Origin of the sequence: Streptomyces avidinii, assembly GCF_045161815.1 — a bacterium.
GTDB lineage: Bacteria > Actinomycetota > Actinomycetes > Streptomycetales > Streptomycetaceae > Streptomyces > Streptomyces avidinii.
This window is the reverse complement of the sequence record NZ_CP108863.1, coordinates 7,025,899-7,038,182: the sequence shown is the minus strand read 5'-3', so window position 1 is coordinate 7,038,182 and position 12,284 is coordinate 7,025,899. Positions and strand designations below refer to the sequence as shown.

Here is a 12,284-nt window from a genome sequence, read left to right as displayed (position 1 = left end):
GTGGGCCCGGCGGCGCGGGCCGCACGGCCGCGGAGACGCGCCGTTCACCACGCAGCCATGCGGCCGCACCCGTCCCACGGGTAACAAGAGGCATACTGCCGCCGTGACGCACGTACGCCTTCGCCATCCCTATCTGGACCACCCGGCTCCGATCCCCTTCGCACACCGGGGAGGCGCCGCGGACGGTCTGGAGAACACCGCCGCCGCCTTCCGCCGGGCCGCCGAGGCGGGCTATCGGTACTTCGAGACCGATGTGCACGCCACGGTCGACGGGAAACTGGTCGCCTTCCACGACTCCACGCTGGACCGGGTCACCGACGGCCGGGGCCGGATCGCCGAGCTGACCTGGAAGCAGGTAAGCGAGGCCAAGGTGGCGGGCTCCGAGCCGCTGCCGCTCTTCGAGGAGCTGCTGGAGGAGTTCCCGGACGCCCGCTGGAACATCGACATCAAGGCCGAGTCGGCGCTCCACCCGCTGGTCAACCTGATCGCACGGGCCGGGATCTGGGACCGGGTCTGCGTCGGCTCGTTCTCGGAGAGCCGGGTGGCCCGAGCCCAGAGGATCGCCGGCCCGCGGCTGGCGACTTCCTACGGTGTACGCGGGGTGGTCGGTCTGCGGCTGCGCTCGTACGCCATTCCCGCGGCGCTGCGCGTGGGCGCCGTGGCGGCGCAGGTTCCGGAGACGCAGGCCGGCATCCGCGTGGTCGACCGCCGCTTCGTACGCACCGCGCACGAGCGGGGACTCCAGGTGCACGTCTGGACCGTGAACGAACCGGAACGTATGGAGGCTCTCCTCGACCTGGGTGTCGATGGCATCATGACCGACCGGATCGACATCTTGCGCACGGTGCTGGACCGACGCGGGGCCTGGGCCTGACTCGCCCTTCGTCCCCCGCGCGGACCAGGCGGCCGCTGCGGTACGGGACGAGCGAGGGGGACACCGCATGAGTGCGGAAGACAGCAGCAGGAGCGAAGAAGCGGAACCCGGGGCGGAGGACGGCAGAGCAGCGGCCGCCGCGACGGCGAAGCCCCCGCCCGCAACCGAGGCGGCGACGGCGACAGCGACTGCGACGGCCCAGCGCAAGCGCGAGCAGCGGGGCTGGTACTTCTACGACTTCGCCGTCTCCGTCTACTCGGCGAGCGTGCTGACCGTCTTCCTCGGCCCCTACCTGACCGCGGTGGCCAAGGCCGCCGCGGACTCCGAGGGGTTCGTGCACCCGCTGGGCATCCCGGTGCGGGCCGGGTCCTTCTTCGCCTACTCGGTCTCGGCCTCGGTGATCCTGGCCGTCCTGCTGATGCCGCTGGTGGGCGCCGTCGCCGACCGGACCGGACGCAAGAAGCCGCTGCTGGCGGCGGCCGCGTACACGGGCGCCGTGGCGACCGGCGGAATGTTCTTCCTGGGCGGTGAGCGCTACCTCCTGGGCGGCCTGCTGCTGGTCGTGGCCAACGCCTCCCTGTCCGTCTCGATGGTGCTCTACAACGCCTACCTGCCGCAGATCTCCACCCCCGACGAGCGGGACACCGTCTCCTCGCGGGGCTGGGCCTTCGGCTACACCGCGGGCTCCCTGATGCTGGTGGTGAACCTGGTCCTCTTCCAGGGGCACGACTCCTTCGGCCTCACGGAGGGCGAGGCGGTACGGATCTGCCTGGCCTCCGCGGGCCTGTGGTGGGGAGCCTTCGCGCTGATCCCGCTGCGCCGGCTGCGCGACCGCGCCGTGGTCCGGGAACCGGGGGCGGCTCCGGCCGTCAGCGGCTGGAAGCAGCTCATCGCCACTCTGAAGGACATGCGGCGCTACCCGCTGACCCTGTCCTTCCTGCTGGCGTACCTGATCTACAACGACGGCGTGCAGACGGTGATCTCCCAGGCCTCCATCTACGGCTCGGAGGAGCTGGAGCTGGAGCAGTCCACCCTGATCGGGGCGGTACTGCTGGTGCAGGTCCTGGCGGTGGCCGGCGCGCTGGGCATGGGCCGCCTCGCCCGCGTATACGGAGCCAAGCGGACGATCCTGGGCTCGCTGGCGGCCTGGGCGGTGACGCTGGCGATGGGCTACTTCCTGCCGGCCCGGACCCCGGTGTGGTTCTTCGCGCTCGCCGCGATGATCGGACTGGTGCTGGGAGGCAGCCAGGCGCTGTCGCGCTCGCTGTTCTCGCACCTGGTTCCGGCGGGCAAGGAGGCCGAGTACTTCTCGGCGTACGAGATGAGCGACCGCGGCCTGAGCTGGGTGGGGCCGCTGGTGTTCGGCCTGACGTACCAGCTCACGGGGAGCTACCGGGACGCGATCATCTCGCTGGTGGTCTTCTTCGCACTGGGATTCGTGCTCCTGGCGCGAGTGCCGGTGCGGCGCGCGGTGGAGGCGGCAGGCAATCCTGTACCGGAGCGGATCTGAACGAGGGTCCGCGAGTGCGCACCACCCGGATCCACGAACGAATTCCGAACGAATTTAGACGTTCAAGCAAAGGGCCGGTAGTGTACGCCTTTGGCCTGCCAGGCGGACCGTTACTGCGCGCTCGAGAAGCGTGGACGTTGGGTGACATCTGCTGCCAGATGTGACAAAACGGGCATTGGTGGGTACAACAAGGGGCGGCACGACGGGCGACGCACGACCCGGAGCGGGAATCTATACCGCCGACCGGACGTTGACCGGATGACGACGACAGCGACACCTGTCCTGTGGGCGACAAGCCCGGGAGGCACGATTCATGAGTGAGCGAGCTCTCCGCGGTACGCGCCTCGTGGTTACCAGCTACGAGACGGACCGCGGCATCGATCTGGCCCCGCGCCAGGCGGTGGAGTACGCATGCCAGAACGGACATCGATTTGAGATGCCGTTCTCGGTTGAGGCAGAAATTCCGCCGGAGTGGGAGTGCAAGGCGTGCGGCGCCATGGCACTCCTGGTGGACGGGGATGGGCCCGAAGAGAAGAAGGGCAAGCCTGCGCGAACGCACTGGGACATGCTCATGGAGCGACGCACCCGCGAGGAGCTGGAGGAAGTGCTGGCCGAAAGGCTTGCAGTCCTGCGTTCCGGCGCCATGAACATTGCCGTGCATCCGCGGGACAGCCGCAAGTCCGCCTGACAGCCGGACGGATACACAAGCCGAGGGGCCCCGCCACACACTGTGTGGCGGGGCCCCTCGGTTTTCTGCGGCTTTCCGCGGGCCTTGTGCGTCCGCAGGCCTTGTGCGTCCCGGCCCTACGGGGCCAGCGGCGGGCGGTACCCCGCGTCCGGGCCGTCCTGCTGCCCCGGCCCGTCCTCGCGGATGACCTCACCCTGGACGATCTTGCCGTCGGGGTAGTGGATCCGGGCCTGCTGGAAGGCGTCACCGAAGCTGCCGGCCTGGGCCGAGGCCATCTTGCGCTCCAGCGAGCGTGCGGCCCTGCGGCCGATCCAGGCCCGGACGGGAGGCAGCAGCAGAACCAGGCCCGCCGCGTCGGAGATCAGGCCTGGCATCATCAGCAGCAGCCCCGCCAGCATCGTGAGGCCGTTGCCCTGGCCGGACTGCTGCGCGGTGGGCTGCTGGCCCTGCTGGGCCTGCTGGAAGGTGCTCGCCAGGTTCTTGAAGGCACGCCGCCCCGCCCGCTTGATGACCACCGCGCCCAGGACGATGCCGCCCACGAGCAGCGCGGCCACGGCGAGCCCGCCGGCCACGTCCGCGACCACGGTGAGCAGCCAGATCTCGAGGATCAGCCAGGCAGCGATGGCCAGGGGGAGGAAGGCACGGGCGGGCGAGCGCCGCCGGGGGGCCGTGGAAATGCCGGTCGTCATACCACCCAGTGTGCATGGGGCCGGGTAAAAGCGACCTCAGCCGGAGGTACCGGGCACCCCCTAGGGGGTGCCCGACGACCGGACCGGAACAGGACCTGCCTTCCGGCTGCCCCTGCCGGCCTGCCCTACGACTTGCCCTCCGGCCTGCCGGTCGCCTTGCCCAGCAGCTTCGACGCCTGGGCCTTGAGGCCCCACTGGGTGACCCGCCACAGGGCCTCCACCACGATGTCCTTGCTCATCTTGCTGTCGCCGAACTCGCGCTCGACGAAGGTGATGGGCACCTCCACCACGCGGAAACCCTTCTGCACGGCCCTGCGGGCCAGGTCGACCTGGAAGCAGTAGCCCGCGGAGGCCACCTCGTCCAGGCCCAGGCCCTCCAGGGTCTCGCGGCGGAAGGCGCGGTAGCCGCCCGTCACGTCCCGGATCGGGACGTCCAGCATCAGCCGCGAGTAGGTCGAACCGCCGCGCGAGAGGAACTCCCGGCTCTTGGGCCAGTTGACGACGCGGCCGCCCGGCACCCACCGGGAGCCCAGCACCAGGTCGGCGCCGGCCAGCGCGGTGAGCAGCCGGGGCAGCTCCTCGGGCTGGTGGGAACCGTCGGCGTCCATCTCGACGATCACGCCGTAGCCCGCCTCCAGGCCCCAGACGAAGCCCGCCAGGTAGGCGGCGCCGAGCCCTTCCTTGCCCTTGCGGTGCAGCACGTGGACGTGGTCGTCGCCGACCGCGAGCTCGTCGGCGAGCTTGCCGGTGCCGTCGGGGCTGTTGTCGTCCGCGACCAGGATGTGGGCCTCGGGCACCGCCGCGCGGACGCGCCCGACGATCAGCCCGATGTTCTCCGCCTCGTTGTAGGTCGGAATGATCACCAAGGCTGTACCGAGCGGCCCGTAGGTCCGCTGTCCGCCGTCGCTCACTGAGTCCCCTTTTGTGCGCTTGCACGTCCTGTACGTCTGGTCGCAGAGGATGACTTTAGAACAGGGAGTACAGGGATCGGGGCCCGCGGTCCTTCGGGCCGGTCGGACTCCCGCTGGCTGCGGGCCGCCGTGACCGTTGTCTACTGGACCGCCGGACCCCGATCCGGGGCCACCCGCCGCCCGGCGAAACCTTCCCTCGCCCCCGAGGCGCGGGCGCGCTGCGCAGACGGAGTCGTCCGGCACGGACTTCCTGTGGTGGACCCGGCCGAACTTATCCGGGTCCGACCGCCCGTACCGAACCGAGGCCCACCGGATCACCCCTGTGGGCGTACGAATACCTCCCGCCCGCCGACGACGGTGGCGAGGCACACCGGCAGTTCGGAACCGGGGGTCAGGTCGGGCAGTCCGGGCGTGCCCGAGCGGGGGTCGGTCGACCAGCGCGCGACGCGGTCGTCGGGGGCCTGGACGATCAGGTCGCCCGTCTGCCAGACCGCGTAGTCGGCGGGTGCGCCGGGGACGAGGACGCCCGCGTCGTCGCGGCCCAGCGCCCGCCAGCCGCCCCGCGTGTGGGCGGTGAAGGCCGCCCGTACGGAGATCCGGTGCTCGGGGGTCCGGTGGAAGGCGGCCGCGCGGACGGTGCCCCACGGGTCGAGCGGGGTGACCGGGGCGTCCGAGCCGAAGGCCAGCGGGACACCGGCCTTCAGCATGGCCGCGTACGGGTTGAGGGTGCGGGCGCGCTCGGCGCCGAGCCGGTCGGCGTACATGCCGTCCTCGCCGCCCCAGGCCGCGTCGAAGGCGGGCTGAACGGAGGCGGTGAGCCCCAGCTCCGCGAACGCGGCGATGGTGGCGGGGGTCATCATCTCGGCGTGCTCCACCCGGTGCCGGGCGGCGCGGACGCGGGCCAGGCCGACCTTCTCGGCGGCCGCCCGGACCCCCTCCACCACCGCGGTGACCGCGGCGTCCCCGATGGCGTGGAAACCGGCCTGGAGCCCCTCCTCGGTGCAGGCGGCCACGTGCTCGGTGACGGCGTGCACGTCGAGGTACTCGGTGCCGGTGTGCGCGGCGTCGGCGTACGGGGCGTGCAGGCAGGCGGTGTGCGAACCGAGGGCTCCGTCGACGAACAGGTCGCCGGCCGCTCCGACGGCTCCGAGCTCCCTGGCCAGTTCGAGATCCCGGTCGGCCCAGTACCCGAACACGCGCGGCCCGGGCCGCTCGGCGGCCAGGGCGAGCAGGCCGGTGAAGTCCTCGGCGGAGGAGATCTCGGGCCCGCCGCACTCGTGGACGGAGCCGATCCCGAGGGAGGCTGCACGGTCGAGGGCGGCCCGCTGGGCCTCGGCACGCTGGGCAGGGGTGACGGCGGCCAGCGCGGCCCTCCGTACGGCGTGGTGGTCGTCGGCGGTCAGCGGCCGGTCGCCGTCGGCCCGTACGCCCGGGACGAGGGCGAGCAGGGCCGTGGTGACCACCGCCGAGTGCACGTCGACGCGGCTGAGGTAGAGCGGGCGGCCGCCGGTGGCCTCGTCGAGCTCGGCGCGGTACGGGGCCCGGCGCTCGGGCCAGCGGGCGGCGTCCCAGCCGTGCCCGAGGAGCACCCGGTCGGCCGGACGGCTCGCGGCGTACGCGCGTACGAGGTCCAGCGCGGCGGACAGGGAGCGCGCGCCGGTGAGGTCCAGGCCGGTCAGGGCCAGGCCCGCGGAGGTGGTGTGGACGTGGGCGTCGGTGAAGGCGGGCGTGACGAGCGCGCCGCCCAGGTCGACGACCTCGTCCACGCCCTGCGCGAAGGCGTCGGCCGCGCCCTCGGAACCGACCCAGGCGATACGGCCGCGCTCGACGACCATCGCGGTGGCGAAGGGGTCGGCGGGGCTGTGGACCTCGCCCCCGCGGAGGAGGACGGTCCTGGTCGGTGCTCCGGCGGCATCGGCGGAGTGGGCGGTGCGGTCAGTCATGCCGACCAGTGTCCCGCGTCGCCCACCCCGGCCCGACCACCGGGTCCCCACCGGGACACGGGCCGGACGCAGGTCGGGCGTGGGGCCGGAGGGAGGTCGGAGGTGGGCCGGGCGCGGGCCCGAGGCGGATCAGACGCGGGGCGGGCGGGCCTCGTAGGGGGTGGAGAGGACGACCGTCGTGCGCGTCGCGACGTGGGCGAGCGCGCGCAGCCGGCCCAGGAGGTCCTCCAGCTCCAGGGGGGTGGCGACGCGCACCTTCAGGATGTAGTTCTCGTCGCCCGCGACGCTGTGGCAGGCCTCGATCTCGGGGACCCCGGACAGCCGGTCGGCGATGTCGTCCGGGGCGCTCGGGTCGAAGGGCTTGACCGAGATGAACGCGGTCAGCGGCAGGCCGACGGCCTCCGGATCGACCACGGCCGCATAGCCGCGGATCACTCCGCGCTGCTCCAGACGTCGTACTCGCTGATGGACTGCCGACGTGGACAGTCCCGTGGCCTTGCCCAGATCCGTGTAGCTCATCCGCCCGTCCCGCACGAGCAGATCAACGATCTGGCGGTCCAGCTCCTCCATTGCGCTCATAGCCGCTCAACTTACGGCCCAAGGGCGCTCCAGGCCCAGTGCTGTCCGCCCACTGGAGGCATCTGCGGCAGGCATGTGACGAAGGCCACAGGGGTATGCAGGTGGAGGCCTGTCTGTTGTGGTTACTCGTGACGCTCGACGGGAATTGGTTGCTGTGGCCGAGGCCGAAGAACCTGCCCGCCCGGCCCACCCAAGGGGGAGTACATCCATGCTGAATACCAAGCGCGCCGGTCGCACCGAACCGGAGCCCCTGGAACTGCTCGATTCCGCGGACGGCACCTACCCGGACGACGGCGCGGAGGGCGAGTACCTCGACGAGATCGAGGGGTTCGAGATCCACCACGCCATCTGCCCCGACTGCGGCCAGTCGATCGCCCTCGTCGCGGACGAGGAGTACCTGCCCCAGCACGCCCTCTGCCTGTCCCCCTGGAACCCCTTCGGCCTCACCGTGTGCGCGGGCACCGGGCGGCCCGCGAGCGACGCGCTGCCCACCGTGGGCATGATCCAGCCGGTGGAGGCGCCGGAACTCGAATCCGTCGTCCTGTCGGCCCTGCCCCAGGGGCTGGACTGGCGGACGCAGCCCTTCTCGCACGTCGGCGGTCCGGGCTCGCGTCCGGTCCGTGTCGTGAGCCCCGTACTGCCGCGCCAGCAGGCACAGACGCGGCAGCAGCACGCCCAGGCGGCCTGAGGCGGCCCGGGCGGCCTGACGGCCGCCGGGCACCCTTCCCCCACCCTGCTCCCCCACGCGCCGGCTCCCCTGCTCCGCGCGCCTGTCTACCAGTAGGTTCCCTGCACCATGGCGGCCAGGCTTGCGTGGTGCAGGATCAGACTGTCGGGATCCGTCGGGACCTCGACCTCGCCGAAGTGGGCCTGCCGGTAGGCGATGCGGAGCATCACGATCCCGTGCCGCAGGGCCGCGTACAGCGTGTGGAACTCCATGTCCCGCGGCGTGTGCCCGGTGAGCTCGGCGTACCTGCGCTCCAGGTCCTCGCGGCGCAGGAAGTCCGGCAGGCCGGGCTGGCCGAAGCCGACGGTGAGGTCCTGGAAGAACCGGTGCAGGTAGACCGTCCAGCCGAGGTCCACCTCGCGCGGGGCATAGGCGGCCATCTCCCAGTCCAGGACGGCCACCGGCGCGAATCCGTCGTAGATGACGTTGCCGATGCGGGCGTCGCCCCAGTTGAGGACTGCGGGGCCCTCGTCCTGCGGCCACAGCTCCTCCAGTCGTGCGAACGCCCGCTCGATGAGCGGCGACGGGGCGAGTCCGCCCACCACCCAGGAGTAGTAGGCGCGTTGGGCGTCCACGTGCCGGCGCAGGGGCGTGCCCTCGCCCTCGGGGAGGAGGAACTCGGCCTCCTTGGACGGAAACTGGTCGTGCAGACGGGCCAGCAGCCCGATGCTCGCCTCCTGGAGGGCGGCGCGCTGGGCATCGGTGGCGGCGTGCAGCCAGTTGCCCTCGTAGGTGTACGGCATCACATCGGGCGGTACCCGCCCCTCCGCACGGGCCATCACGAAGAACGGCGCCCCCAGCGGCCCCGGATCCTCCTCCAGCCACTGCACCCGAGGGACGGGCAGGTCCGTGTGCCGGGCGACCAGGCTCATCACGCGGTGCTGGCGCGGCATGTCGTAGGTCGGGAACACCGTGTAGGCGGCCGGGTCGGCGGCGAGCCGCAGCGCGCAGGCGCGCAGCGGTGTGTCCGGGTGCTCTATGTCGAAGAGCAGGGTCTCGCTGGACATCCCGTTCGACCCGGGGACGGAGACGTTGGTGACCTTCGCGCCGGGGAGCCGGGTGTCCAGCCAGGCGGCGAGACGGCGGCCGAGCTCCTCGGGCTCCCGGGTCGAGGTACGCGGACGTGGTGCGGTGGCCATGGTCGATCCCCTTTTCCTGCTGCTCGTACCGGACCTACTGGGCGACGGAGGAGTAGTCGGCGAATCCGCTCGGGTCGTGGCGCCCGAAGCTGCCGTGCTCGAAGATGCCGTGCCCGATCCGGCCGTCGAGGGTGAACCGGGCCGAGTGGTCGGTCACCCCGAAGGCGGCCATCGGGTGTGCCGCGGGGTCGGAGAGGTCGTAGACGCGGCGGTCGCTCCAGCCGCGGCCCTGCCAGGTGCCGTGCTGCCAGTCACCGGCGGGGGGGTAACCGGCACCGACGGCGAGCGGGGAGGAGTTCAGGATCTCCACGCCCAGCTCCAGGGGCTTGCGGGAGGGGTCGGTGAGGTGGATGACGGCCCGCTCGGGGTGCCGGCTGCCGGGCCGGTAGCGGATCTCGGTGTGCGGCCAGCCGAGTTGGACGTCGCGGCGCCCACTGCTCTCGGGGAAGACCTGCACGGCTTCGTTCAGGGTGCGGTGGCCGTCGGCGTCCTCCTGGGCGACGACCATGACGAAGCGGTCCTCGAAGCGGACCGGGATCCACAGCCAGTGGAAGCCCTCGGGCCGGTACTCCTCAGCCGCGCGGCCTCCCTCCTCCCCGGGAATCGGCCGCACGCCCCAACTCCGGTCCCGGGTACCGGTCCACTCCCCGGGCGTCAGGACGAACTCCTCGCCCTTGGCCCGGATCGAGCCGGTGACCTGGCCGGCCTGGACGAAGCGGCGACCCTCCAGCATGAGGCGGTCACCGCGCCGCTGGACGTGGTGCGGCTCCCAGACGGCAGGGAACTCGGCGGTCCAGGTGATGTCGTACGAAAGCCCGTGCGGGTCTGCCGGATCGGGAGCGCAGCGCAGCGTGAGCTGCCTGAGCGGCACGTCGACGGTGATGGACAGGGGTCCCACCGAGAGGCTCATCCGGTCGTCGGTGAGGGCGTCGGAGGCCCGGACGGCGAGGAGCTCGTCGCCGATGCGGAGGGTGGCGTAGGCATCGATGACCCCGGCGTTGGGGTAGACGCCGAGGCCGAGTATCAGGACGGCGCGGCCGGCGTGGTCGAAGACGTGGAAGATGCAGCGGTCGTAGGCGTTCCGGTCACCGCTGACAACGTGCTTCATCGACAAGGGAGCCTGGTGGATGGGGTATTCGTCGAGCGCGACGGGCCGGTCGGCGGGCATGGCGAACCTCCTGGACGGGCAGCTTCAGGGCGCGATGGGACGGCTTCGGGACGGCTTCGAGGGGCGGTTCAAGCGGATATGACGGTACGTCAGAAACCAGCCCCGGGGCCACCCTTCTGGCACGGTGTGACAGAACGGCGCGCTACGCCGGGGTCCGCCGGGCGGGGGCGGGGCGGGGAGGGCGCGGCGGCTGGAGGGGCGCGGGGCGACTCCGGCAGCGGGGGCCGGGCAGACCGGACCGGGGGGATGCGGGGGGACTTCGGTATGCGGGTCCACTCGGGCGGCAGTCAGAGACGTGTATGGGGGTTTCCCGCCAGTCTTCGACTTTCCGGGGCGGGACGGTCGGTCAAGGGTGGAGCGCAGCGACACGACGACGAAGGAGGAGCGCCCTTGAGGGACCGGCACGACACGGAGAGACGAAGAGACTGGCGGGAAACCCCCATACACGTCTCTGACCACCGCCCTAGTGGACCCCGCCCACCGAAGCCGCCCCGAACGTCACCGCCCCCGCCCGACCGCACCCCGCCCCCGAAGCCCCGCCGCACCCCCGCCCCCGGCGACACCTCGAACGGATAGGCGCACCCCGGCGGCGATTACCCGGGCCTTCGGTTCCGCGTTGGCCGGGTATGACCATGCTTCAGTCTTCAACGGGCCGAAGGCGTCGCCCGGTGCCACCGGGTTTCGAAGAATCGGTTCAGCGTCCGCGCGAGCAACCGCAGCAGGCTCCGGATCCGCCGATCTACCGGGATCTGCTGGCGCGGTGGGCCGACGCCGGCCGGACTCTGCCCGGCCGGCGTGATCCGGAGTGGTCGCGGCTCACGTCCTCCCCGGTCTGGCCCACCACGAGCAGCGGGCTGTACTGACCGCGGTCAGCGCGTCTCCGGGCCCGCCAGGTGGCGGGCGATGACCATGCGCTGGATCTGGTTGGTGCCCTCCACGATCTGGAGCACCTTCGCCTCCCGCATCAGCCGCTCGACGGGGAAGTCCGCCGTGTAGCCGTATCCGCCGAGGACCTGCACCGCGTCCGTGGTGACGGACATCGCGGCGTCCGTGCAGAACAGCTTGGCCATGGCCGCCTGGCGGGAGAACGGCTTGCCCGCGTCGCGCAGCCGCGCCGCCGCGAGGTACAGCGCCCGGCCCGCCTCGATCTTGGTGGCCATGTCCGCCAGCATGAAGCGCAGCCCCTGGAAGTCCGCGATCGGGTGCCCGAACTGCTTGCGGTCCAGTGCGTACGCCAGTGCCTCGTCCAGTGCGGCCTGGGCCACGCCGATGGCGCAGGCGGCGATGCCCAGGCGCCCCGCGTCGAGCGCGGCCAGGGCGATGGTGAAGCCCTGCCCCTCCTCGCCGATGCGGCGGGCGTCGGGGATCCGTACGCCGTCGAAGTGCAGCTGGGCGGTGGGCGAGCCCTTCATGCCCATCTTCTTCTCGGGCACGGCCGCGGTCAGGCCCTCGGCGTCCCCGGGGACGAGGAAGGCCGTGATGCCCTTGGGGCCCTGGGCGCCGGTGCGCGCGAGGACGGTGTAGAAGTCGGCGACCCCGCCGTGGGTGATCCAGGCCTTGGTGCCGGTGATGATCCAGTCGTCGCCGTCGCGCACCGCCTTGGTGGTGAGGGAGGCGGCGTCGGAGCCGGCGGCCGGCTCGGAGAGGCAGTAGGCGCCCAGCAGGCCGCCGCCGAGCATCTCGGGCAGGTGGGCGCTCTGCTGCTCCTTGGTGCCGTAGCCGGCGAGTCCGTGGCAGGCCAGGGAGTGCACGCTGACGCCGAGCCCGACGGTGAGGCGGGCCGCGGCCAGCTCCTCGAGGACCTGGAGGTAGACCTCGTACGGCTGCTCGCCGCCGCCGAATTCCCCGGGGTACGGAAGGCCGAGCAGGCCGGCCTCGGAGAGCAGGGTGAAGACCTCGCGCGGGAACCGGCCGGAGTCCTCCTCCTCGGCTGCCCTGGGGCGGATCTCGCGCTGCGCGATCTCGCGTACGAGGGCGAGGAGGTCCCGGGACTCCTCGGTGGGCAGCTGTCGGTCCACCGGCTGCGGGGCGCGGTCTGTCATGGCGGCGCTCTCCT

General features: G+C 72.0%; 11 protein-coding genes. 4 read left to right on the top strand and 7 right to left on the bottom strand.

Going from position 1 to position 12,284, the window contains the following annotated elements; all coding sequences use genetic code 11:
- Positions 1-103 precede the first annotated feature (103 nt).
- The 3 genes from OG373_RS31815 (at position 104) to OG373_RS31805 (ending at position 3,072) form a co-directional block, all read left to right on the top strand.
- A complete protein-coding gene (locus OG373_RS31815; RefSeq protein WP_405441810.1) occupies positions 104-874 on the top strand; it encodes a glycerophosphodiester phosphodiesterase family protein in 771 nt (256 codons plus the stop codon).
- Between the two features lie 67 nt (positions 875-941).
- Complete coding sequence (locus OG373_RS31810; RefSeq protein WP_405441809.1) at positions 942-2,384, top strand: MFS transporter; 1,443 nt, start codon at positions 942-944, stop codon at positions 2,382-2,384.
- Between the two features lie 313 nt (positions 2,385-2,697).
- A complete protein-coding gene (locus tag OG373_RS31805) occupies positions 2,698-3,072 on the top strand; it encodes an RNA polymerase-binding protein RbpA (RefSeq protein WP_007262928.1) in 375 nt (124 codons plus the stop codon).
- A 116-nt stretch (positions 3,073-3,188) separates the two neighbouring features.
- Here the strand turns inward: OG373_RS31805 and fxsA are convergent, their stop codons facing one another.
- The 4 genes from fxsA to OG373_RS31785 all read right to left on the bottom strand — a co-directional run bounded on the left by fxsA (position 3,189) and on the right by OG373_RS31785 (position 7,185).
- On the bottom strand, positions 3,189-3,761 hold the full coding sequence (gene fxsA, locus OG373_RS31800) for an FxsA family membrane protein (protein ID WP_405441807.1): 573 nt from the start codon (positions 3,759-3,761) through the stop codon (positions 3,189-3,191).
- A 125-nt stretch (positions 3,762-3,886) separates the two neighbouring features.
- The gene (locus OG373_RS31795; protein ID WP_405441806.1) at positions 3,887-4,672 is read right to left on the bottom strand and encodes a polyprenol monophosphomannose synthase; all 786 of its coding nucleotides are present in this window, start codon (positions 4,670-4,672) and stop codon (positions 3,887-3,889) included.
- Between the two features lie 314 nt (positions 4,673-4,986).
- The gene (locus OG373_RS31790; RefSeq protein WP_189974150.1) at positions 4,987-6,615 is read right to left on the bottom strand and encodes an amidohydrolase; all 1,629 of its coding nucleotides are present in this window, start codon (positions 6,613-6,615) and stop codon (positions 4,987-4,989) included.
- A 129-nt stretch (positions 6,616-6,744) separates the two neighbouring features.
- Positions 6,745-7,185 (bottom strand): Lrp/AsnC family transcriptional regulator, encoded by a 441-nt coding sequence (locus OG373_RS31785; RefSeq protein ID WP_030663734.1) that lies wholly within the window; start codon positions 7,183-7,185, stop codon positions 6,745-6,747.
- A gap of 217 nt (positions 7,186-7,402) precedes the next feature.
- On the opposite strand from OG373_RS31785, the gene OG373_RS31780 reads away from it, so the two are divergent.
- Positions 7,403-7,882 carry a hypothetical protein gene (locus tag OG373_RS31780; RefSeq protein WP_405441805.1) on the top strand — a complete coding sequence of 160 codons (480 nt, stop codon included), beginning with the start codon at positions 7,403-7,405 and terminating at the stop codon, positions 7,880-7,882.
- Positions 7,883-7,968: 86 nt separating this feature from the next.
- Here OG373_RS31780 and OG373_RS31775 read toward each other — a convergent pair whose 3' ends face one another.
- The 3 genes from OG373_RS31775 to OG373_RS31765 form a co-directional block, all read right to left on the bottom strand.
- Complete coding sequence (locus OG373_RS31775) at positions 7,969-9,060, bottom strand: phosphotransferase family protein (RefSeq protein WP_405441804.1); 1,092 nt, start codon at positions 9,058-9,060, stop codon at positions 7,969-7,971.
- 34 nt (positions 9,061-9,094) lie between these two features.
- Positions 9,095-10,228 (bottom strand): hypothetical protein, encoded by a 1,134-nt coding sequence (locus tag OG373_RS31770; protein ID WP_405441803.1) that lies wholly within the window; start codon positions 10,226-10,228, stop codon positions 9,095-9,097.
- An 869-nt stretch (positions 10,229-11,097) separates the two neighbouring features.
- Positions 11,098-12,270 carry an acyl-CoA dehydrogenase gene (locus tag OG373_RS31765; RefSeq protein ID WP_397733491.1) on the bottom strand — a complete coding sequence of 391 codons (1,173 nt, stop codon included), beginning with the start codon at positions 12,268-12,270 and terminating at the stop codon, positions 11,098-11,100.
- Positions 12,271-12,284: the final 14 nt, after the last annotated feature.

Bases quoted from the DNA above. Each gene is read 5' to 3' on its own strand.
- OG373_RS31810 (WP_405441809.1), top strand. From the start codon at position 942: ATGAGTGCGGAAGACAGCAGCAGGAGCGAAGAAGCGGAACCCGGGGCG.
- OG373_RS31805 (WP_007262928.1), top strand. From the start codon at position 2,698: ATGAGTGAGCGAGCTCTCCGCGGTACGCGCCTCGTGGTTACCAGCTAC.
- fxsA (WP_405441807.1), bottom strand. From the start codon at position 3,761: ATGACGACCGGCATTTCCACGGCCCCCCGGCGGCGCTCGCCCGCCCGT.
- OG373_RS31790 (WP_189974150.1), bottom strand. From the start codon at position 6,615: ATGACTGACCGCACCGCCCACTCCGCCGATGCCGCCGGAGCACCGACC.
- OG373_RS31785 (WP_030663734.1), bottom strand. From the start codon at position 7,185: ATGGAGGAGCTGGACCGCCAGATCGTTGATCTGCTCGTGCGGGACGGG.
- OG373_RS31780 (WP_405441805.1), top strand. From the start codon at position 7,403: ATGCTGAATACCAAGCGCGCCGGTCGCACCGAACCGGAGCCCCTGGAA.
- OG373_RS31775 (WP_405441804.1), bottom strand. From the start codon at position 9,060: ATGGCCACCGCACCACGTCCGCGTACCTCGACCCGGGAGCCCGAGGAG.
- OG373_RS31770 (WP_405441803.1), bottom strand. From the start codon at position 10,228: ATGCCCGCCGACCGGCCCGTCGCGCTCGACGAATACCCCATCCACCAG.
- OG373_RS31765 (WP_397733491.1), bottom strand. From the start codon at position 12,270: ATGACAGACCGCGCCCCGCAGCCGGTGGACCGACAGCTGCCCACCGAG.